Consider the following 20,414-nt stretch of genomic DNA (forward strand, 5'->3'; position numbering starts at 1 on the left):
GCGTGCGTGCTACCATTGTTCGATCTTCAATCCCGTCCTTCGATGTTCCAGCAATGAATTCCGAGACTCTTGCGGCACAAGCTCCCGCGACGCTGACGATCGCTTCGCGCGAGAGCCGCCTCGCGATGTGGCAAGCCGAACATGTGCGTGATGCGCTGCGCAAATTATATCCAGCTTGTGACGTGAAAATCCTCGGGATGACGACCCGTGGCGATCAGATTCTCGATCGCACGCTGTCGAAGGTCGGCGGCAAGGGCCTGTTCGTGAAGGAGCTGGAGAATGCGCTCGCCGACGGCCGTGCCGACCTCGCCGTGCATTCGCTGAAGGACGTGCCGATGGCGCTGCCCGACGGTTTCGCGCTGACCGCGATCATGGAGCGCGAGGATCCGCGCGACGCGTTCGTGTCGAACGACTACGCGTCGCTCGACGCGCTGCCGGCCGGCGCCGTCGTCGGTACGTCGAGCCTGCGCCGCGAGGCGATGCTGCGCGCGCGCTATCCGCACCTCGACGTGCTGCCGCTGCGCGGCAACCTCGACACGCGCCTGTCGAAGCTCGATCGCGGCGATTACGCGGCGATCATCCTCGCGGCCGCGGGCCTGAAGCGTCTCGGCCTCGAAGCGCGGATCCGCGCGCTGATCGACGTCGAGGACAGCCCGCCGGCCGCCGGCCAGGGCGCGCTCGGCATCGAAATCGCCGCGCACCGCACGGACGTCGCCGGATGGCTCGCGCCGCTGCACGACCCGCGGACCGCGCTCGCGGTCGAGGCCGAGCGGATGGTGTCGCGCGCGCTCGGCGGCAGCTGCGAGGTGCCGCTTGCCGCGCACGCGGTGTGGCGCGCGGGCGAGCTGTACCTGACGGGCCGCGTGTCGACGACCGACGGCCGGCGCGTGCTGACCGCCGAGGAGTGCGGTGCCGTGATGACCGTCGCCGATGCGCTCGCGCTCGGCCGCGCGGTGTCCGACGAGCTCGAGGCGCAGGGCGCGCTCGACATCGTCAACGCACTGCTCGCCGGCTCGCAGGCCGGCAAGGGCGACGCCTGATGGCGGGCGGCGCGCGCGCGTTCACCGCCGTCCTGACACGCCCGGACGGCCAGTCGGCCGCGCTGGCGGCCCAACTGGCCGAGGCCGGTTGCGACGTGCTTGAATTCCCGCTGATCGACATTGCGCCGGTCGACGATCCGGCGCCGCTCGACGCCGCGTTCGCGGCGCTCGCCGACTACGCGCTCGTGATCTTCGTATCGCCGAACGCGATCGACCGCGCACTCGCGCAGTACGGCGCGATCTGGCCGAATGCGCTGCCGGTCGGCGTCGTCGGGCCCGGCAGCGTCGCGGCGCTCGAGCGCCACGGCATCGCGGCGCCCGCGCATCGCGTGATCGCGCCGCAGGCGCCCGCCGACGGTGGCGTCCCGCATTACGATTCGGAAAGCCTGTTCGCGAGCATCGAGGCCGCGTTCGGCGGCGCGCAGGCGCTGGCGGGCAAGCGCGTGCTGATCGTGCGCGGCGACGGCGGGCGCGAATGGCTCGCCGAGCGGCTGCGCGAAGCCGGCGCGGACGTCACGCTGGTGGCTGCGTACCGGCGCGTCGTGCCCGAGCCGCGCGTCGGCGCGTGGGAGCGCGTGCATGCGCTGCTCGCCGGCGCGCCGCACGCGTGGCTCGTCACGAGCTCGGAGGGCGTGCGCAACCTGCACGAACTCGCGCGCACGCACCTGAACGACGCCGAGATCGAGGCGCTGAAGCACGCGCCGCTCGTGACGCCGCACCCGCGCATCGAGCAGACCGCGCGCGCACTGGGTTTTGATAGGATTACGCTGACCGGCGCGGGCGATGAGCGCATCGTCCGCGCGTTTCGAACGATGGCCGACGAGGCCGTCCAACCGGCGACAGCCGCACCGGTGACTAAACGCATGACAGATACCAACGATTCCAAAAGCGTCGCTTCCCAGCCGGCCGCTGCTTCCGCACCGCCGTCCCGTCCCGCCTATATGGCGTCCGAACCGCCTGCGCGCCGCGGCGGCAGCGCGGTGCTGTGGTTCGTCGTCGTCGTGCTCGGCTGCGCGGCGGGCGCCGGCGGCTATGCGCTGAACCGCAAGGTCGACCGGCTCGACGATTCGTTCGTCGCACGCCAGAAGGCGCTCGATGCGCAGACGGCCGAGATCCGCATGAAGACCGAGCAGGCGCTCGCGGGCACGCACCAGATCGACACGCAGCTCGCGCAGCTCGACGGCAAGCTCGCCGACGCGCAGAGCGCGCAGCAGGCGCTGCAGCAGCAATACCAGGACCTGTCGCGCAACCGCGACGCGTGGATGCTCGAGGAAGTCGACCAGATGCTGTCGAGCGCGAGCCAGCAACTGCAGCTCACCGGCAACACGCAGCTCGCGCTGATCGCGCTGCAGAATGCCGACGCGCGCCTCGCGACGTCGCAGAGCGCGCAGGCCGTCACGGTGCGCAAGGCGCTCGCGCAGGACATCGAGAAGCTGAAGGCCGCGCCGTCGGCCGACCTCACGGGCCTCGCGATCAAGCTCGACGACGCGATCGCGAAGATCGACGCGCTGCCGCTGTCGGGCGAGGCGATGGTCCCGCACGCGGCGCCGAAGGCCGAGCCGGCCGAGGCTGCGTCGCCGGTGGCAGCCGACACGCCGCGCTGGAAGGTGTGGTGGCATGACTTCTCGGCCGGGCTCGGCGAGCAGCTGAAGGGCCTCGTGCAGGTGCGCCGGATCGACAATGCCGACGCGATGCTCGCGTCGCCCGACCAGGGCTACTTCGTGCGCGAGAACGTGAAGCTGCGCCTGCTCACCGCGCGGCTGTCGCTGCTCGCGCGCAACGACGGCGCGATGAAGGCCGACCTGCACGCCGCGCAGGCGTCGCTCGGCAAGTATTTCGACCAGGCATCGAAGGACACGCAGACCGTCGAGGATCTGCTCAAGCAGGTCGACGGTGCATCGCTGACGGTTGCGGTGCCGAACCTGAACACGAGCCTGAACGCCGTTCAGCAGTTCAAGAGCCGGGGGTAACGATGACGCTTCGAGGAATCGTCTGGCTCGCGATCCTGTTCGCGATCGCCGCGGCACTCGCCACCGTCGGCCATTTCGACGCGGGGCAGGTGCTGCTCGTCTATCCGCCGTACCGGGTCGACGTGTCGCTGAACCTGTTCGTGATCTCCATCGTCGTGCTGTTCATCGTCGTGTACGCGCTGCTGCGCATCGTGCGCAACATCTGGCGCATGCCGCAGCGGGTCGCCGCGTATCGTGCGCGTTCGCGCAACGAGAAGGCGCAGGCGTCGCTGCGCGACGCGATCGCGAACCTGTACGCGGGCCGCTTCTCGCGCGCCGAAAAGGCCGCGCGCGACGCGCTCGCGGTCGATGCGAACCAGGGCGCCGCGAGTCTCGTCGGGGCCACCGCCGCGCACCGGATGCACGAGTACACGCGCCGCGACGACTGGCTGTCGAAGGTCGACGCGCCGGAATGGCAGGACGCACGGCTGCTCGCCGCGGCCGACATGCGCGCGGATGCGCGCGATGCCGACGGCGCGCTCGCCGCGCTGGCCGACCTGCAGGCGGGCGGCAAGCGCATCCATGCGCAGCAGGTCGCGCTGCGCGCGCAGCAGCAGTTGAAGAACTGGGCCGAGGTGCTGAAGCTCGCAAAGGCGCTCGAGAAGCGCGAGGCGCTGCATCCGGCCGCGGCCGTGCGGCTGCGCCAGCAGGCGGCTGAGAACCTGCTGCGCGAACGCCGGCACGACCCGGACGCGCTGCTCGAGGTGTGGCAATCGCTGTCGCCGCTCGAGCGCCAGTCGCCGCGCCTGGCCGATCTCGCGGCCGAGCTGCTGGTGACGCTCGAGCGCCGCACCGAAGCGCGCCGCATCGTCGAGGACGCGCTCGCGCACAACTGGGATGCGCGCCTGCTGCGCCGCTATCCGGACACGGCCGGCGGCGATGCGCTGCCGCTGATCCAGAAGGCCGAAGGCTGGAAGAAGGATCACCCGGACGATGCCGACCTGCTGTTCGCGCTCGGCCGTCTCTGCCAGCAGCAGCAGCTGTGGGGCAAGGCGCAGTCGTTCCTCGAAGCCGCGCTGAAGCAGGCCGACAACGAGGCGCTGAAGGTGCGTGCGCACCGTGCGCTCGCACGCCTGTTCGAGCACCTCGGCGAAACCGACAAGGCGGCGAAGCACTACCGCGAAAGCGCGCTCGCGATCACCGTGGTCTGACGCGGCGGCGCTCGCCCGCCGCGCGTAAAAAAGCCCCGAACGCCGGATGGCCTTCGGGGCTTTTCTTATGCGTTCCCGGCTCGCCGGACCGGACCGGACGCGCTATGCGCGGAGCCGGCGCGGCAAGTCGTCGTCGCTCGCGACGAACCGCATCGCGGCGCGCCGCGTCACGTCACTTGTCGACGAGCCGCTTCGGCACCGACAGCGCGAGCAGCCCGCCAAGCACGAGGAACCCGGCGAGCATGTACATGCCCGCGTCGTTGGCGCCCGTCGCCTGCTTGAGCCAGCCCATCATGTACGGGCTCAGGAAGCCCGCGAGGTTGCCGATCGAGTTGATCATCGCGATGCCCGCCGCGGCCGCCGCGCCGCCGAGGAACGCGGTCGGCAGGCTCCAGAACAGCGGCAGCGTCGTCAGGATGCCCATCGTCGCGAGCGTGAGGCCGAGCATCGCGAGCGCCGTCTGGTGCGCCCAGATCACCGACAGCACGAGCCCGAGCGCGCCGAATGCGGCCGGAATCGCGAGGTGCCAGCGTCGTTCGCGGCGCTTGTCCGCGCTGCGCGCGATCAGGATCATCGCGACCACCGCCGCCGCATACGGAACCGCCGACAGCAGCCCGATCATGAACGTGTCGGTCACGCCGGTCGCCTTGATGATCGTCGGCAGCCAGAAGCCGACGCCGTACAGCCCCATCACGAACGAGAAGTAGATGAGCGCCATCAGCCACACGCGCGGGCTCGCCATCACCGCGCCGAGCGGCAGGTCCTCCTTGGTCGCTTCCTCCGCGTCGACGTTGCGCGTGAGCAGCGCCTTTTCGTCGTCGGTGAGCCATTTGGCCTTCGCGATCCGGTCGTCGAGCGCGAAGAACACCAGCACGCCGGCCAGCACCGACGGGATCCCTTCGAGCAGGAACAGCCATTGCCAGCCGTGCCAGCCGCTCACGCCGTTGAACGCCTTCAGGATGAAGCCGGAGATCGGCCCGCCGATCACCCCGGACAAGGCGACTGCCGTCATGAAGAACGTCGTCATCCGGCCGCGCCGGTGCGCGGGATACCAGTAGGTGAGGTACAGGATCACGCCGGGGAAGAAGCCGGCCTCGGCGACGCCGAGCAGGAAGCGCATCACGTAGAACATCGCGGGCGTCGTGACGAACATCGTCAGGATCGAGATCACGCCCCACGTCGCCATGATGCGCGCGATCCAGACGCGCGCGCCGACCTTGTGCAGGATGATGTTGCTCGGCACTTCGAACAGGAAGTAGCCGAAGAAGAAGATCCCGGCGCCGAGCCCGTAGACGGTATCGCTGAGATTCAGGTCGCTCGCCATCTGCAGCTTCGCGAAGCCGACGTTCACGCGGTCGAGATACGCGACCACGTAGCACAGCAGCAGGAGCGGCGTGAGCCGCCACGACACCTTGCGGTAGGTTGCTTCCTCGAATGCGCCGGACGAGCCCGGCAGCGACTGCGTCGATGTTGCCATGTTGTCTCCTGTCCTTTCTTGTGGTGGCCGGAGCCGGCGCGGCGGCGCCCGATCCGGTGTCGTGCGAAGCAATGACGATGCGTGGATGCGGCGCCGGCCGGCGCTGCCGGCGCGGCGCCATCACGGCCGTGCGGCTAGATGCAGCGCCCGCCGTCGACTTCGAGACAGACGCCGGTGATGAACTCGGCTTCGTCGGATGCGAGGTACAGGGCCGCGTTCGCGATGTCCTGCGGCGTCGAGAAGCGGCCGAGCGGAATCGTCGCGAGGAACCGGCGGCGATTCTCCGGCGTGTCCTCGCAGCCCATGAACTTGGTCATCAGGCCCGTCTCGCCGAGCACCGGGTTGATGCAGTTCACGCGGATCCGGTCGGCGCCGAGCTCGGCCGCGAGCGACTTGCTCGCGGTGATCATCGCGCCCTTCGTGCTGTTGTACCAGACGAGGCCCGGGCGCGGCCGCACGCCGGCCGTCGACGCGACGTTCACGAACACGCCGCCGCCCTGCGTGCGGAAATACGGAACGAAGGTCTGCACGCTCCAGAACAGGCTCTTCATGTTGACGGCGTACACGCGGTCGAACTCGGCTTCCGTCACGTCGAGCACCGGCTTGTTGCGATGGGTGGTGCCGGCGTTGTTCACGACGATCTGCACCGAATGGAAATCGTCGAGCGCGGCCTGCAGCAGCGCGCGCCAGTCGGCGTCCTTCGACACGTCGCCCGCGACCGCGATCGCCTTGCCGCCCGCCAGCGCGATCTCGCTCGCGACGCGCTCGGCCGCCGCGCCGTTCAGGTCGTTGACGACGACGTTCGCGCCTTCGCGCGCATAGGTCTTCGCGATGCCTTCGCCGAAGCCCGAACCGCCGCCCGTGACGAGGGCCGTCTTGCCGCTCAACCGCATGGTGTGTCTCCTGTGCTGGATGCGTGCAGGGTGCTGCGGGACACGGCCGGTCCGTTGCCGGCCGCGTTCGTCTGGTTCAGCCGTGCCGGATCGCGATCGTCTTCAGCGTCGTGAAACCGTACAGCGCCTCGAAGCCTTTCTCGCGGCCGTGGCCCGAGTGGCCGACGCCGCCGAACGGCAACTCGACGCCGCCGCCCGCGCCGTAGTTGTTGATGAACACCTGGCCGGCACGCAGGCGGCGCGCGAGACGCAGCTGGCGCGCACCGTCGCGGGTCCAGATGCCCGCGACGAGGCCATACGGCGTGCCGTTCGCGAGCGCGACCGCTTCGTCTTCGTCGACGAAGCGCATCGCGGCGAGCACCGGGCCGAACACTTCCTCCTGCGCGAGCCGGTGCGACGCCGGCACGTCGCGCAGCAGCGCGGGCGCCTGGTAGAAGCCGCTTTCGGGCGCGTCGGCGACGACCTGGCCGTGCCCGGCCATCGGGATGCCGTCGTGCTGCGCGTCGGACAGGAAGTCCCACACGCGCTGCTGCTGTTTCGCGTTGATCAGCGGGCCACAGTCGAGATCCGCGCGGCTCGGGCCGACCCGCAGCCCGTTGAACGCGGTGGCGAGCCGTTCGACGAGCGGCTCGTACACCGCGCGCTCGATCAGCACGCGGCTGCCGGCCGAGCAGGTCTGCCCGCCGTTCTGTACGATCGCCGACACGAGCACGGGCAGCGCCGCTTCGAGATCGGCGTCGGCGAACACGATCTGCGGCGACTTGCCGCCGAGTTCGAGCGTGACGGGCACGTGGTTTTCGGCGGCCATCTGCGTGACCAGCTTGCCGGTCGCGGGCGAGCCGGTGAACGAGATGTGATCGATGCCGGGATGGCGCGCGAGTGCCGCGCCCGCTTCATGGCCGTAGCCGGTGACCACGTTCAGCGCACCGGCCGGCAGCCCGGCTTCGGCGGCGAGTTCGGCCACGCGCAGCACCGACAGGCACGCATCCTCGGCCGGTTTCACGACGCATGCGTTGCCGGCCGCGAGCGCCGCGCCGACGCTGCGCCCGAAGATCTGCATCGGGTAGTTCCACGGCACGATGTGGCCGGTGACGCCGTGCGGCTCGCGCACCGTCAGTACCGTGTAGCCGGCCTGATAGGGGAGGGTTTCGCCGTGCAGCTTGTCGGCGGCGCCCGCGTAGAACTCGAAGTAGCGGGCGAGCGCGGCGGCGTCGGCACGCGCCTGCTTCAGCGGCTTGCCGGTGTCGCGTGCCTCGATCGCGGCGAGTTCCTCGAGATGGTCGGCGACGCGCGCGGACAGCCGCATCAGCACCCGGCCGCGCTCTGCGGCGCTCGCCGCGCCCCACGGGCCCGCGAATGCGTCGCGGGCGGCGGCGACCGCGCGTTCGATGTCGGGCGCCGTGCCGCGCGCGATCGTCGCGAACGGCTGGCCGTCGGACGGGTCGACGACCGGAATCGTCTCCAGTTGCGCGGGCAACGTCCATTCGCCTGCGATGAAGTGCTTCGCTTCTTCCATGCGTGCTCCTGTCGACCCGAGTTGGCGCTTTAGCGCCTACTCGGGTCCCATGCTTCGCGGTCGACCCGGGTTGGCGCTTTAGCGCTTGCTCGGGTCCCATGCTTCGCGGTCGGCCCGGGTTGACGCTTTAGCGCTTGCTCGGGTCCCATGCTTCGCGGTCGACCTGAGTTGGCGCTTTAGCGCCTACTCGGGTCTCATGCTTCGCGGTCGACCCGGGTTGACGCTATAGCGCTTGCTCGGGTCCCATGCTTCGTGGTCGACCCGGGTTGGTGCTTCAGCGCCTACTCGAGTCCCATGCTTCGCGGTCGACCCGGGTTGGTGCTTCAGCGCCTACTTGAGTCTCATGCTTCGCGGTCGACCCGGGTTGACGCTATAGCGCTTGCTCGGGTTCCATGCTTCGCGGTCGATCCGAGTTGGCGCTTCAACGCTCACTCGGGTTCCATGCAACATCACCCGGGGTTCGATGGCCGGACATCAGGAACGATTATCGCGCCGATCGTCATCCGGACGCCACCGGTCGATTGGCTATAATGGCGCATTCCCTGCGGGGACGCCCGCGGCGGTGCAACGGCCGCGGCGCCCCTGTCCCGAATTCCATCGACCAACAGAGAGCGCTATGAGCTTCAATCATGTTCCGGCCGGCAAGGACCTGCCGCACGATTTCAACGTGATCATCGAGATCCCCGCGCAAAGCGATCCGGTGAAGTACGAGGCGGACAAGGAGCTGGGCCTCCTCGTCGTCGACCGCTTCATCGGTACCGGCATGCGCTATCCGGTGAACTACGGCTACATCCCGCAGACGCTGTCGGGCGACGGCGATCCGGTTGACGTGCTGGTGATCACGCCGTTCCCGCTGCTGGCCGGCTCGATCGTGCGTTCGCGCGTGCTCGGCATGCTGCAGATGACCGACGAGTCGGGCGTCGACGCGAAGCTCGTCGCCGTGCCGCACGACAAGGTCTGCCCGATGACGGCGAACCTGAAGTCGATCGACGACGTGCCCGAGTACCTGAAGGACCAGATCAAGCACTTCTTCGAGCAATACAAGGCGCTCGAGAAGGGCAAGTGGGTGAAGGTCGAAGGCTGGGCCGGCATCGACGCCGCGCACAAGGAAATCGCCGACGGCGCCGCGAACTACAAGAAGTAAGCCGGCTGGCCGGCCTCGCGGCCGGCTCGTTCGGAACGCAAACCGCGCGTGTCTCCTCAGGAGGCCGCGCGGTTTTGTTTTGTGCGCGGTTTGGCGCCGATGGTGGTGTTCTTGCGTGTGCGGGTGGGCGCTGGCAGCGCGGCGGCGTTCGGCGAGGTTTTCGTACGCTTCGCTCGCGTTGCGCCGGTTGAGCGAGTGGCGCCCGTTGCGCCGCGCTCGGTGGTGGCCGGAGCAGCGGCTTCGACGGCTTCGGTTCTGGCCTTTCCGGCCGCCGACGTACCGCGGCGCGCCGGCGATGTCGAGCCGCTGCCGGCGCGTGCCTTCGCGACGGACTTGCCGCCGGCCGCCGGCGCTTTCCGTTTCGGCGTCGAGTTGACGGCGGGCTTGTCCTGCTTTGCCGCCGTGCTGCGCGACGCGGCCTTGCTTGCTTCGGCAGCGTCGCCGTTCGTCGCACGCTTGCTGGCTGGAGCTGCCTTCGTCTTCGCACGAGCCTGCGCGCTTTGCCCGGACTTCGAGGTCTTGCCGGACCGCGATGCTTTCCCGTCACTACCGGCCTTCGCGGCTTTCCGGACGGGTCGTTCCGTTTCGACCGCCTGCATCGCGATTTCGGCGGGCTGCGGCGCCTTCTTCGCTTTTTTTCGCCGCCGCGTGCCGGCCTTCAAACCGTCCGCGTCGACTTCCCCGCCGATCGTCACCACAGCCGGCAGCACCGATTCCAGCGTCCGCAATCCTGCCGCCAGTTCGCGCTTCTGCGCGGCGGTCAGCCGCTTCACCCAGTACTCGGCGCGCGACGCGATCGACCGGTCGGGCAGCGGGAACGACGCGAGCACCGCGCGCGGCTTGCGCGAGCGCGTATAGCGCGCGCCCTTGCCGGATGCGTGCTCGTCGAAGCGCGCGGCGACGTCGGTCGTGATGCCGGTGTAGACGCTGTCGTCGGCACACTCGATCAGATACAGAAACCAGGACATGGGGAGGCGGCGGGATGCGAAGCCGTCAGTGTCTCAGAATTGGCGCGTGCCGCCGCAAGCGACATGATTCGCGCCCGCCGTCACGGCCCCCGCCGGAACGGATCGTGCTCGCGCAGCTCGTCGACGTACGCGTGGATATGCTCGGTCTCGCGTTCGAGAAAGCGCGCGACCGCATCGGAGAACGCCGGGTGCGCGAGCCAGTGCGCGGAATGCGTGACGGTCGGCAGGAAGCCGCGCGCGAGCTTGTGCTCGCCTTGCGCACCGCCCTCGAACGTGTCGAGCCCGGCCTCGATGCAGAATTCGAGCAACTGATAGTAGGCCGTTTCGAAATGCAGGCAGGGCACGTGTTCGAGCGCGCCCCAGTAGCGGCCGTACAGCGTGCCGCCGCTGCCGTTCGCGCCGCGCCGGTAGACGGCGAGCGAGCTCGCGATCGGTTTGCCGTCGGCTTCGGCGATCACGAGCAGCAGGTTCTCCGGCATCGTCGCGCCGATCGCACGGAAGAAGTCGAGATTCAGGTACGGGCTCGAATAGTGCTCGCGATAGGTCTGCCGGTAGCAGCGCGAGAAGAAGCGCCAGTCGGCGTCGGTGATCTGCTCGCCGGCGAGTCGCCGGAACGTGACGCCGGCATCGCGCACCTTGCGACGTTCCGCGCGGATGTTCTTGCGCTTCTTCTGCTCGAGCGTGCCGAGGAAGTCGTCGAAGTCGCGGTAGCCGTCGTTGAGCCAGTGGAACTGCACGCCTTCGCGCAGCATCATCCCCATCGACTCGAGCAGCCGCGCCTCGTCGCCGGTCGGGAACAGCACGTGCAGCGACGACACGTCGCTTTGCTCGGCGAACGCGAGCAGCGTGGCCGCGAGCCGGCGGCGCGCGTCGTCGTCGGCCGCCAGCAGGCGCGTGCCCTGCACGGGCGTGAACGGCACCGCGCACAGCAGCTTCGGATAGTAGGACAGCCCGTTGCGCTGGTACGCGTCGGCCCACGCCCAGTCGAACACGTATTCGCCGTACGAATGCTGTTTCGCGTAGACGGGCGCGGCCGCCGCGAGCCGGCCGGTGCGCGCGTCGGTCAGCGTGACGAAGTGCGGCGACCAGCCGGTGTCGTCGACCGCGCAGCGCGCGACGTGCAGTGCGTCGAGGAATTCGTGGCGCAGGAACGGCGTCGGCTGCGCGTCGCGCTCGAGCAGCGCGTTCCATTCGTCGGCCGGCACCTCCGCGGGGGACGACAGGATGCCCGTGCGATAATCGATGCGTTCGTGTTTCAAGCGTGAATCCGTACAGTTGGATGCCGCCGGATGCGTGCCGCCGTGGCCCGCTTCCGAGGCGTTTTCGTCAGCCGTCCAGGGCGCGCCGCCGGGCTGCGCCGATCCCGTCATGAAGACCCGACTCGCTCTCGCCCAGATCAACGTCACCGTCGGCGATTTCGCCGGCAACGTCGCGCGGATCGTCGCGGCCGCCCGCGCCGCGCACAACGATGGTGCGCGCCTGATGATCGCGCCCGAACTCGCGCTGTCCGGCTATCCGCCGGAAGACCTGCTGCTGCGGCCCGCGTTCTACACGGCGGCGGCCGCCGCGCTCGACGCGCTCGCCGATGCGCTGCGTGCGTTCGACGGGCTCGCGGTGCTGGTCGGCCATCCGTTGCGCAGCGCGGGCGGCGATCCGTCGGGCGGCGCTCCGTCGGGCGGCGCTCCGCACGCGCCAGCCGTCGATGGTAATGCAAACCGCCCGATCGAGCGCGGCGTGCCGCCGGCCGACACCTACAACGCGGTGTCGCTGATCGTCGGCGGCGAGATCGTCGGCACCTACCGCAAGCAGGATCTGCCGAACGCCGACGTGTTCGACGAGAAGCGCTACTTCGCGACCGACACCGAGCCGCTCGTGTTCGAGCTCGACGGCGTCAGATACGGCGTGATCATCTGCGAGGACGCATGGCATGCGTCGGCCGCGCAGATCGCGAAGGCCGCCGGCGCGCAGGTGCTGCTGATCCCGAACGGTTCGCCGTACCACATGAACAAGGAAGCGCTGCGCATCGACATCCTGCGCGCGCGGATCCGCGAAACCGGGCTGCCGATGGTGTACGTGAACCTCGTCGGCGGCCAGGACGAGCTCGTGTTCGACGGCGGCTCGTTCGTGCTCGACGGCGAGGGCGCGCTCGTCGCGAAGATGCCGCAGTTCGACGAAGGGCACGCGATCGTCGAGTTCGACGGCGCGCGCCCGCTGCCGGGTGCGATCGCGCCCGAGCTGCCGGTCGACGCGCAGGTCTATCGCGCGCTCGTGACCGGCGTGCGCGACTACATCGGCAAAAACGGTTTCCCCGGCGTGCTGATCGGGCTGTCGGGCGGCGTCGATTCGGCGCTGGTGCTCGCGGTCGCCTGCGACGCGCTCGGGCCCGAGCGCGTGCGCGCGGTGATGATGCCGTCGCGCTACACGGCCGACATCTCGACCACCGACGCGGCGGAAATGGCGCGGCGCGTTGGCGTGCGCTACGACGAGATCGCGATTGCGCCGATGTTCGACGCGTTCCGCGCGGCGCTCGCGGGCGAATTCGCGGGCCGCGCGGAGGACGCGACGGAAGAGAACATCCAGGCGCGCATCCGCGGCACGCTGCTGATGGCGCTGTCGAACAAGTTCGGCTCGATCGTGCTGACGACCGGCAACAAGAGCGAGATGGCGGTCGGCTACTGCACGCTGTACGGTGACATGGCCGGCGGCTTCGCGGTGATCAAGGACATCGCGAAGACGCTGGTCTACCGGCTGTGCCGCTATCGCAACGCCACTGCGGACTACGGACTGCGCGACGTGATCCCCGAGCGGATCCTGACGCGCGCGCCGTCGGCCGAGTTGCGCGAGAACCAGACGGACCAGGACAGCCTGCCGCCGTACGACGTGCTCGACGCGATCATGCGGATGTACATGGAGGAGGACCGGCCGCTCGCGGAGATCGTCGCGGCCGGCTATGCGGAGGCCGACGTCGCGCGCGTGACGCGGCTCATCAAGATCAACGAATACAAGCGCCGCCAGGCGCCGATCGGCATTCGCGTCACGCATCGCGCGTTCGGACGCGACTGGCGCTATCCGATCACGTCACGCTTTACCGAACGTCTCGACTGAGCCGCGCCGTGCGCGGCCGGCCGGCTTACGGCTTACACTTACGGCTTAAAATCGGGATTGCGATTTTTCATCCAAACGAGCATTGAGGGACAACCATCATGAAACGCATCACCGCCATCATCAAGCCGTTCAAGCTGGACGAAGTCCGCGAAGCGCTCGCCGAAGTGGGCCTCACCGGCCTGACCGTGACGGAAGTGAAGGGCTTCGGCCGCCAGAAGGGGCACACCGAGCTGTATCGCGGCGCCGAATACGTGGTCGACTTCCTGCCGAAGATGAAGATCGAGGTGGTCGTCGCGGAAGCGCAGGTCGACCAGGTGATCGACGCGGTGATCGGCGCGGCGCGCACGGGCAAGATCGGCGACGGCAAGATCTTCGTGTCGGACGTCGAGCGCGTGATCCGCATCCGCACCGGCGAAGAGAACGAAGCGGCGGTCTGAGCGCCGCATCCGGCCCGTTCGGCAGGGCAGATCGGGCCGCGGATCGCACGATCCCGGGCCGCCAATAAAAAACGGTGCGGATACCCGGGAGGGTACCGCACCGATACGCGCCTCTCGCAGCAGCGTGGAAAGTGTTGTCGAATCGTTCTCTGGACGGCGCCTGATCAGAACAGGTGCTGGATGCCGGCGTAGACGCCGGTCTGGCTGCCGCCCGGATGCGGGTTGCCCGTCGACACGGCGGTGCCTGCACCGTTCGCGTTCAGGCCGAAGTTGGCCGTCGAGCTGTTGCGCACCGTCGCGACCTGCACGTCGAACAGCGTGCGCTTCGAGATGTTGTACGAACCGCCGACCGTGTAGATGTTCGCGTTGCCGCCGCCGTGGTTGGCGTTCACGTGGTACACGGCCGCGATCAGCGCTGCCGCCGGCGTGGCCTGCCACGTCACGCCGCCCCAGACCTGCTGGGTGCCGGTGATGCCGTTGTTGACGGCCGGGCCGCCGCTGCCGTCCGCGTGCGACGACTGGTAAGCCGCCTGCAGCTTGAACTGGCCGAGGAACACGTTCAGGCCCGCGAAGTATTCACGCGAGTAGTTGAACACGTCCGAGAAGCGGCCGTTGCTGTCGCGCGTTTCGTCGTAGATGCCGCGCAACTGGAACAGCGAGTTCGTGTACGTGACCTGTGCGCCGGCTGCACGACCCGGCTGGCCGGCCGTCGTGTTGCCGTTGAAGCTGGTCGAGTTCGAGAACGCGAACTGGCCGTAGAAGTCGAGGCCGTAGAACTGCGGCGACTGGTACGACACGTTGTTGCTGGTCTTGTTCCAGTTGCGGCCGCGCACGAGCGATGCCGACGACCAGCTCGACTGGCCCAGCGGATCGAAGTCCCACACGCCGTTCGCGATCGCGAGTTCGCGACCCAGCAGCAGCGTACCGTAGCGGTCGTTGGAGATGCCGACGGTCGCGAAACGATCCCAGATCGAGCCGCTGAAGCCGCCCGTCATCGTGTTGAACGCGCCTTCGAGGTGGAACAGGACCTTGTTGCCACCGCCGATGTCCTCGCTGCCCTTCAAGCCCCACAGGCTCGTGCCCCAGTCGCCGCTTTCCGCGCGCACTTGGTGGCCGTTCTGCAGGCCGTTCAGGTACTCGAGGCCGGCATCCAGGCGACCATACAGCGTGACGCTGCTCTGCGCGTGCGCCGTAACCACCCCAGCAGCCATCAGCGCGGCCGCGACCAAAGCTTTCTTCATCATCTCCTCCATACCCTGTCAAAAAGTCAACCCAGACTGCACGAGATGCCCGGAGCAGCGAGCGCCGGGCAAAAGCGAAAAGCGGGATAACCAGGGAGACCTCGTGCAGGGCCGGTAAGCGCGGCACGCGGGCAAGCGGACGGAAAACCGTTGAGCGGTCCCGCGCGGCCGGGTCGGCTTGCGGGGTCTCCTTGTTGTGTCGTGAAGCTAAACTACATTTCACGAACTTCGTTTTGCTACTTTGGTTACTAATTTAGCAAAAATACAATTTTGTGGCGATGGAAATCGTTGTTTGACTAACACGTGTCGCCAATTTGCCATGCAACACAGTGCGCAGCGGGTGCCCAAGGGGCCGTCGATTCCCGGAAAACCCTTGTGAGACAAGGGAGACACGGATTCGGCGCCGATGGGTCAAGGATTGTCACTATTGACGTTGCCGGAGCGCGAGCGTAAGCGCGGGACGCGCGGAATTGGTAAGTATTTCGTAATGAATTGGCAGTGGTCCGCCGCCGCCCGGGCGCCGGAAACGCTGGCGCGGCGGGCGCTCCGCGCGCCGCACCGCAGCGTCGAACTCAACCGCCTGTCGGCCGGACGTCGAGCAGTTGCGCGCGCAGCCACCGGTGCGCGTCGGTGCGCGCATGCTTCGCGTGCGAGTAGACCTTCACCGTGTAGCGCGGGATCTCGAACGGCGCGGGGAAGATGCGGATCGGCGCCGCGTGGCGCAGCGCCTGTGCGGCACGGTTCGGCACCGTCATCAGGAGTGCCGATTCCGCGATCACGAACGGTGCGGCCAGCACGCTCGGCAACTGCACGGCGACCTGCCGCGCGAGACCGAGCCGGTCGAGCACGTAGTCGACGACGCCGCGCGACTCGTTCCACGGCGTGACGACGACGTGGCGTGCCGCGAGGTACTGGTCGAGCGTCAGCCGGCGGCGGATGTCCGGATGCGTGGCGCTCGCGATCACCACGTAGTCGTCCGAGAACCAGTCGAAATCCTCGATGCCCGGCGCGTCGGCGGCCGACTCCTCGTGATAGCCGAGCGCGAAGTCGATGCGGCCGGCCGCGAGTTCGTCGATCGAGATCTTCCGGTCGGAGTGGACGACGCGGATCCGCAGCCGCGGCGCGACCTGCTCGATACGCGCGAGCAACGCCGGCAGCACGGCGAACGCCGTGTAGTCGCTCGCGGCGAACACGAACGTGCGGTCGCTTTGCGCGGGATCGAAGCGGCGTGCGCGGGCGAGCCCCTTCGACATCGTGTCGAGCGCGTCGCCGGCCCAGGTGGCGATGTCGTCGGCACGCACGGTCGGCTGCATCTCGTTGCCGAGGCGCACAAACAACGCATCGCCGATCGCTTCGCGCAGCCGGGCGAGCGCGTGGCTGAGCGCGGACGGGCTCATCGCCAGCTCGTGCGCGGCCGCGGCGACCGAGCGGTGGCGGTACAGCGCGTCGAACGCGAGCAGCAGGTTCAGGTCGAGACGGCGCAGCTCTGGATGCATCATGTTCATGTCAGGATGAAGAAACTGCACTTCCTGCAGTTGTCTCGTGAACGTAGCATGTCGATCCGGGCGGCGTCACGCGCGATTGCGCGAGCGAGCGCCGCCGCATTCCGTTTTCAGTCCGGGCCGAAGGAGGGCTCCCCACCGTGCAAATCGACATCCGTTCGGCCACCGTCGCCGACGTGCCGCAGATCCTGCGTTTCATCACCGAGCTGGCCATCTACGAGAAGGCGGAGCATGAAGTGGTCGCGACGCCTGCATCGCTCGAGCGCAGCCTGTTCGGCGAAGGTTCGCCCGCGCGTGCGCTGATCTGCGAGGTCGACGGCGAGCCGGCCGGCTTCGCCGTGTATTTCTTCTCGTATTCGACGTGGCTCGGCCGCCAGGGCCTGTATCTCGAGGATCTGTACGTGTCGCCGCGCTTTCGCGGCGCGGGCGCCGGGCTGCGGCTGCTGAAGGCGCTCGCGCGCGTCGCGGTCGATACCGGCTGTGGGCGTTTCGAATGGAGCGTGCTCGACTGGAACGAGCCGGCGATCCGCTTCTACGAAAGCGTCGGCGCCGCGCCGCAGAGCGAATGGGTGCGCTACCGGCTCGCGGGCGACGCGTTGCGCGCGTTCGCCGACGGCGCGCCGGTGGACGCCGCGTAAACGCAAGACGGGCGCCGCATGGCGCCCGTTCGTGCAGTGCGGCGCGGAGGAGCGCGCGTTACTTGAGGCTGCCCGACAGGAACCCGCGCAAGCGTTCGCTCTTCGGGTTCGCGAACACCTCGGACGGCACGCCTTCTTCCTCGACGCGCCCCTGGTGCAGGAACATCACGTGGTTCGACACGTTGCGCGCGAAGCCCATCTCGTGCGTGACGACGATCATCGTGCGGCCTTCCTCGGCCAGCTTCTGCATCACCTTCAGCACTTCGCCGACCAGTTCCGGGTCGAGCGCCGACGTCGGCTCGTCGAACAGCATCACGTCCGGATGCATCGCCAGCGCCCGCGCGATCGCGACACGTTGCTGCTGGCCGCCCGACAGGTGCGACGGATACTGCTTCTCGACGCGCGGCGCGAGACCAACCTTCTCGAGATACTCGCGCGCGCGGTCTTCGGCTTCCTTCTTCGGGATGCCGAGCACGTTGACGGGCGCTTCCATCACGTTCTCGATCACGTTCATGTGCGACCAGAGATTGAAGTGCTGGAACACCATCGACAGCTTGGTGCGCACGCGCTGCAGCTGCTTCGAATCCGCGGCGCGCAGCGCGCCCGTCTTGTCGAGCGCGGTGCGCACTTCCTCGCCGTCGACGAAGATGCGGCCGGAGTTGGGCTGTTCGAGGAAGTTGATGCAGCGGAGCATCGTGCTCTTGCCGGAACCGGACGAGCCGATCACGCTGATCACGTCGCCCGAGTTCGCCTTCAGCGATACGCCCTTGAGCACCTCGTTGTCGCCGTACCGCTTGTGCAGATCGTCGACGAAAAGCTTCTGAGTCTGGGAATTCATGAATAGTCCTGCGGAAACTTACTTGCCTTGCGGGCGCAGATACGCGAGCCAGCGACGCTCGGCCTGGCGGAACAGCCACACGAGCGCGAACGAGATCACGAGATAGAGCAGGGCGGCGATGCCGAACGCGTGGAACGACATGTAGGTCGCCGAGTTCACGTCGCGCGCGATCTTCAGGATGTCCGGCACGGTCGCGGTGAACGCGACGGTGGTCGCGTGCAGCATCAGGATCACTTCGTTGCTGTAGAGCGGCAGCGCGCGGCGCAGCGCGGACGGCAGGATCACGCGGCGATACATCGTGAAGGTGGACATCCCGTACGCGCGCGCGGCCTCGATCTCGCCGTACGACGTCGCCTTGATCGCGCCCGCGAAGATCTCGGTGGTGTACGCGCAGGTGTTCAGCGTGAACGCGAGCAGCGTGCAGTGCATGCCGTCGCGGAAGAACGCGTCGAGCAGCGGCGTGCCGCGCACGACCTGCAGGCTGTAGAGGCCGGTGTAGCAGAGCAGCAGCTGCACGTAGAGCGGCGTGCCGCGGAACACGTACGTATAGAGCCACACGGCGCTCGACAGCCACTTCCTCTTCGACACGCGGGCCACCGCGAGCGGCACCGACAGGCAGAAGCCGAGGCCGATCGACACGACCAGCAGCCACAGCGTGATCGCGACGCCGGTGATCCGGAAGCCGTCGGTGTAGAGGTAGTTGCGCCAGTATTCTTGGATGAGTTCGATCATAGGTCAGCCTTGCGGACACCGGTCGAGTAGCGCTTTTCGAGCCACATCAGCACGAAGTTCGAGATCGTCGTGATGGCGAGGTAGACCGCACCGGCGATCAGCGTGAAGAAGAAGAACCGCAGCGTGCCCTTGCCGGCGTCCTGCGACGCCTTCACGACGTCCGCGAGGCCGATGATCGACACCAGCGCGGTCGACTTCACGAGCACCTGCCAGTTGTTGCCGATGCCGGGCAGCGCGAAGCGCATCATCTGCGGGAACATGATCCGCGTGAACACCTGCCAGTTGGTCATCCCGTACGCGCTGCCGGCCTCGAGCTGGCCGCGCGGCACCGACAGGAACGCACCGCGGAAGGTCTCGGTGAAGTACGCGCCGTAGATGAAGCCGAGCACGAGCACGCCGGCGAGGAACGGGTCGATGTCGATCTGGTCCCAGCCGAGCGCGTCGGTCGCCATGTTCAGCCAGATCTGCAGGCTGTAGAACAGCAGCAGCATCAGCACGAGGTCGGGCACGCCGCGGATCAGCGTCGTGTAGACGGTGCCGGCGCCGTTCGTGAAGCGGTTGCGCGACAGCTTCGCGCCCGCGCCGAGCAGGCCCAGCAGGAACGACAGCGCGAGCGAAAGCACCGCCAGCTTGACGGTTTGCCAGGTGCCGGCGAGGATCAGCGGGCCGTAGCCTTGTAGAAACATATGTGGTCCCTGGTGTGGTCCCGGACGGCGCACGCGGTGCGCCGCGAAAGACGCGCCCGCCAAGCTGCGCGGAACGCCCCGTACGTATCATGACCGTCCGCCCCGGCAACGGTGCCGGGCCAGCCCGTCGCGCGAGCGGCGGGCGAGGGGGCGGGCGGCGCGTGGTTGACTGCCTGTCGTGCCGGACGCGGGGCCGCCCCCGCATCCGCTTCCCGGTATTGTCGGCGCTCAGCGCGCCGAGTAGACGCTGAACGAGAAATACTTGTGCGACAGCCGGTCGTACGTGCCGTCCTTGTGCATGTCGGCCAGCGCCTTGTTGATCTTGAGCTTCAGGTCCGTGTCGTCCTTGCGCAGGCCGATCGCGGTGCCGTCGCCGATCGTCTTCGGATCCTTCACCTCCGGGCCGGCGAACGCGAAGCCCTTGCCGCGCGGCGTGCGCAGGAAGCCGTAGTCGGCCTGCAATTCATCCTGCAGCGTCGCGTCGAGGCGGCCCGAGCCGAGATCGGCGTAGACCTGGTCCTGGTTCTGGTAAGGAACGATCGTCACGCCCTGCGGTTCCCAGTACGCCTTGGCGTAGGATTCCTGCGTCGAGCCCTGTTCGACGCCGACGTGCTTGCCCTTGAGCGACGCGACCGTCGGCAGCAGCGGCGAGCCGGCCTTCGCGATCATCCGCGCGGGCGCGTCGTACACCTTGTCGGAGAAGTCGATCTGCTCGCGACGCTTGTCCGTGACGGTCAGCGACGACACGATGACGTCGTACTTCTTCGCCTTCAGTGCGGGAATGATTCCGTCGAGATCCTGCGCGACCCACACGCATTTCACGTTGATCCGCTTGCAGATTTCCTTGGTGAGATCGACGTCGAAACCGACGATCTCGCCGCTCGGCGCGGTCGACTCGAACGGCGGGTAGCTGGCATCGACACCGATCCGCACGGTCTTCCACTCTTTCGCGAAGGCGCTGCCCGCCACGAGGGCGAGGGCGGCGCACAGGGCGGCCTTCTTCATTTCCATCCTTTTGTCGCTCACTTCCGGGGAGG

18 protein-coding genes are annotated in these 20,414 nt (G+C 68.1%); 7 read left to right on the forward strand and 11 right to left on the reverse strand.

Annotated elements, in window-relative coordinates; translation table 11 throughout:
• Positions 1-53: 53 nt before the first annotated feature.
• Genes hemC through U4012_RS29755 form a run of 3 tightly spaced genes read left to right on the forward strand, consistent with a single transcriptional unit; the run spans position 54 to position 4,200 of the window.
• A complete protein-coding gene (gene hemC / locus U4012_RS29745; RefSeq protein WP_321802888.1) occupies positions 54-1,040 on the forward strand; it encodes a hydroxymethylbilane synthase in 987 nt (328 codons plus the stop codon).
• Positions 1,040-3,010, forward strand: a complete 1,971-nt coding sequence (gene hemDX, locus U4012_RS29750; protein ID WP_321802890.1) for a fused uroporphyrinogen-III synthase HemD/membrane protein HemX — start codon at positions 1,040-1,042, stop codon at positions 3,008-3,010. The genes hemC and hemDX overlap by 1 nt, the downstream gene beginning before the upstream one ends.
• A 2-nt stretch (positions 3,011-3,012) precedes the next feature.
• On the forward strand, positions 3,013-4,200 hold the full coding sequence (locus tag U4012_RS29755) for a heme biosynthesis protein HemY (protein WP_044847734.1): 1,188 nt from the start codon (positions 3,013-3,015) through the stop codon (positions 4,198-4,200).
• A gap of 172 nt (positions 4,201-4,372) precedes the next feature.
• Here the strand turns inward: U4012_RS29755 and U4012_RS29760 are convergent, their stop codons facing one another.
• The 3 genes from U4012_RS29760 to U4012_RS29770 form a co-directional block, all read right to left on the reverse strand.
• On the reverse strand, positions 4,373-5,677 hold the full coding sequence (locus U4012_RS29760; RefSeq protein WP_124488442.1) for an MFS transporter: 1,305 nt from the start codon (positions 5,675-5,677) through the stop codon (positions 4,373-4,375).
• A 134-nt stretch (positions 5,678-5,811) separates the two neighbouring features.
• The gene (locus U4012_RS29765) at positions 5,812-6,570 is read right to left on the reverse strand and encodes an SDR family oxidoreductase (protein ID WP_321802893.1); all 759 of its coding nucleotides are present in this window, start codon (positions 6,568-6,570) and stop codon (positions 5,812-5,814) included.
• A 76-nt stretch (positions 6,571-6,646) separates the two neighbouring features.
• Complete coding sequence (locus U4012_RS29770) at positions 6,647-8,086, reverse strand: aldehyde dehydrogenase family protein (protein ID WP_044847737.1); 1,440 nt, start codon at positions 8,084-8,086, stop codon at positions 6,647-6,649.
• A gap of 616 nt (positions 8,087-8,702) precedes the next feature.
• Between U4012_RS29770 and ppa the strand changes: the two genes are divergently transcribed.
• Positions 8,703-9,230 (forward strand): inorganic diphosphatase, encoded by a 528-nt coding sequence (gene ppa, locus U4012_RS29775; RefSeq protein ID WP_011885693.1) that lies wholly within the window; start codon positions 8,703-8,705, stop codon positions 9,228-9,230.
• 56 nt (positions 9,231-9,286) lie between these two features.
• Here the strand turns inward: ppa and U4012_RS29780 are convergent, their stop codons facing one another.
• Both U4012_RS29780 and U4012_RS29785 read right to left on the reverse strand, forming a co-directional pair.
• Positions 9,287-10,198 (reverse strand): GIY-YIG nuclease family protein, encoded by a 912-nt coding sequence (locus tag U4012_RS29780; RefSeq protein ID WP_321802896.1) that lies wholly within the window; start codon positions 10,196-10,198, stop codon positions 9,287-9,289.
• Positions 10,199-10,278: 80 nt separating this feature from the next.
• On the reverse strand, positions 10,279-11,457 hold the full coding sequence (locus U4012_RS29785; protein ID WP_321802898.1) for a GNAT family N-acetyltransferase: 1,179 nt from the start codon (positions 11,455-11,457) through the stop codon (positions 10,279-10,281).
• 109 nt (positions 11,458-11,566) lie between these two features.
• On the opposite strand from U4012_RS29785, the gene U4012_RS29790 reads away from it, so the two are divergent.
• Together U4012_RS29790 and U4012_RS29795 are read left to right on the forward strand one after the other, a co-directional pair.
• Positions 11,567-13,303 carry an NAD+ synthase gene (locus U4012_RS29790; RefSeq protein ID WP_321802901.1) on the forward strand — a complete coding sequence of 579 codons (1,737 nt, stop codon included), beginning with the start codon at positions 11,567-11,569 and terminating at the stop codon, positions 13,301-13,303.
• A gap of 98 nt (positions 13,304-13,401) precedes the next feature.
• Entirely contained in the window at positions 13,402-13,740 is a 339-nt protein-coding gene (locus U4012_RS29795) for a P-II family nitrogen regulator (RefSeq protein WP_006398637.1), read from the forward strand.
• Between the two features lie 164 nt (positions 13,741-13,904).
• On the opposite strand, the gene U4012_RS29800 is transcribed toward U4012_RS29795, so the two are convergent.
• The gene (locus U4012_RS29800) at positions 13,905-14,984 is read right to left on the reverse strand and encodes a porin (protein ID WP_044847749.1); all 1,080 of its coding nucleotides are present in this window, start codon (positions 14,982-14,984) and stop codon (positions 13,905-13,907) included.
• Between the two features lie 569 nt (positions 14,985-15,553).
• Complete coding sequence (locus tag U4012_RS29805; RefSeq protein ID WP_321802903.1) at positions 15,554-16,480, reverse strand: LysR family transcriptional regulator; 927 nt, start codon at positions 16,478-16,480, stop codon at positions 15,554-15,556.
• Positions 16,481-16,623: 143 nt separating this feature from the next.
• Here U4012_RS29805 and U4012_RS29810 point away from each other — a divergent pair, with 143 nt between their 5' ends.
• Positions 16,624-17,121 (forward strand): GNAT family N-acetyltransferase, encoded by a 498-nt coding sequence (locus U4012_RS29810; protein ID WP_044847740.1) that lies wholly within the window; start codon positions 16,624-16,626, stop codon positions 17,119-17,121.
• A 58-nt stretch (positions 17,122-17,179) separates the two neighbouring features.
• Here U4012_RS29810 and U4012_RS29815 read toward each other — a convergent pair whose 3' ends face one another.
• The 4 genes from U4012_RS29815 to U4012_RS29830 all read right to left on the reverse strand — a co-directional run bounded on the left by U4012_RS29815 (position 17,180) and on the right by U4012_RS29830 (position 20,382).
• A complete protein-coding gene (locus U4012_RS29815; RefSeq protein WP_044847741.1) occupies positions 17,180-17,959 on the reverse strand; it encodes an ABC transporter ATP-binding protein in 780 nt (259 codons plus the stop codon).
• 18 nt (positions 17,960-17,977) lie between these two features.
• Entirely contained in the window at positions 17,978-18,691 is a 714-nt protein-coding gene (locus U4012_RS29820) for an ABC transporter permease (RefSeq protein WP_044847742.1), read from the reverse strand.
• Positions 18,688-19,377: an ABC transporter permease gene (locus tag U4012_RS29825; protein WP_044847743.1), complete on the reverse strand. Its 690-nt coding sequence runs from the start codon at positions 19,375-19,377 to the stop codon at positions 18,688-18,690. The genes U4012_RS29820 and U4012_RS29825 overlap by 4 nt, the downstream gene beginning before the upstream one ends.
• Before the next feature lie 228 nt (positions 19,378-19,605).
• Positions 19,606-20,382 carry an ABC transporter substrate-binding protein gene (locus tag U4012_RS29830; RefSeq protein ID WP_044847744.1) on the reverse strand — a complete coding sequence of 259 codons (777 nt, stop codon included), beginning with the start codon at positions 20,380-20,382 and terminating at the stop codon, positions 19,606-19,608.
• Positions 20,383-20,414: the final 32 nt, after the last annotated feature.

This window comes from Burkholderia sp. BCC1988 (genome assembly GCF_905339895.1).
Classification (GTDB): domain Bacteria; phylum Pseudomonadota; class Gammaproteobacteria; order Burkholderiales; family Burkholderiaceae; genus Burkholderia.

Bases quoted from the DNA above. Each gene is read 5' to 3' on its own strand.
- U4012_RS29805 (WP_321802903.1), bottom strand. From the start codon at position 16,480: ATGATGCATCCAGAGCTGCGCCGTCTCGACCTGAACCTGCTGCTCGCG.
- U4012_RS29765 (WP_321802893.1), bottom strand. From the start codon at position 6,570: ATGCGGTTGAGCGGCAAGACGGCCCTCGTCACGGGCGGCGGTTCGGGC.
- U4012_RS29790 (WP_321802901.1), top strand. From the start codon at position 11,567: ATGAAGACCCGACTCGCTCTCGCCCAGATCAACGTCACCGTCGGCGAT.
- hemDX (WP_321802890.1), top strand. From the start codon at position 1,040: ATGGCGGGCGGCGCGCGCGCGTTCACCGCCGTCCTGACACGCCCGGAC.
- U4012_RS29770 (WP_044847737.1), bottom strand. From the start codon at position 8,086: ATGGAAGAAGCGAAGCACTTCATCGCAGGCGAATGGACGTTGCCCGCG.
- U4012_RS29820 (WP_044847742.1), bottom strand. From the start codon at position 18,691: ATGATCGAACTCATCCAAGAATACTGGCGCAACTACCTCTACACCGAC.
- ppa (WP_011885693.1), top strand. From the start codon at position 8,703: ATGAGCTTCAATCATGTTCCGGCCGGCAAGGACCTGCCGCACGATTTC.
- U4012_RS29825 (WP_044847743.1), bottom strand. From the start codon at position 19,377: ATGTTTCTACAAGGCTACGGCCCGCTGATCCTCGCCGGCACCTGGCAA.
- U4012_RS29760 (WP_124488442.1), bottom strand. From the start codon at position 5,677: ATGGCAACATCGACGCAGTCGCTGCCGGGCTCGTCCGGCGCATTCGAG.
- U4012_RS29780 (WP_321802896.1), bottom strand. From the start codon at position 10,198: ATGTCCTGGTTTCTGTATCTGATCGAGTGTGCCGACGACAGCGTCTAC.
- hemC (WP_321802888.1), top strand. From the start codon at position 54: ATGAATTCCGAGACTCTTGCGGCACAAGCTCCCGCGACGCTGACGATC.
- U4012_RS29815 (WP_044847741.1), bottom strand. From the start codon at position 17,959: ATGAATTCCCAGACTCAGAAGCTTTTCGTCGACGATCTGCACAAGCGG.
- U4012_RS29755 (WP_044847734.1), top strand. From the start codon at position 3,013: ATGACGCTTCGAGGAATCGTCTGGCTCGCGATCCTGTTCGCGATCGCC.
- U4012_RS29830 (WP_044847744.1), bottom strand. From the start codon at position 20,382: ATGAAGAAGGCCGCCCTGTGCGCCGCCCTCGCCCTCGTGGCGGGCAGC.
- U4012_RS29795 (WP_006398637.1), top strand. From the start codon at position 13,402: ATGAAACGCATCACCGCCATCATCAAGCCGTTCAAGCTGGACGAAGTC.
- U4012_RS29800 (WP_044847749.1), bottom strand. From the start codon at position 14,984: ATGATGAAGAAAGCTTTGGTCGCGGCCGCGCTGATGGCTGCTGGGGTG.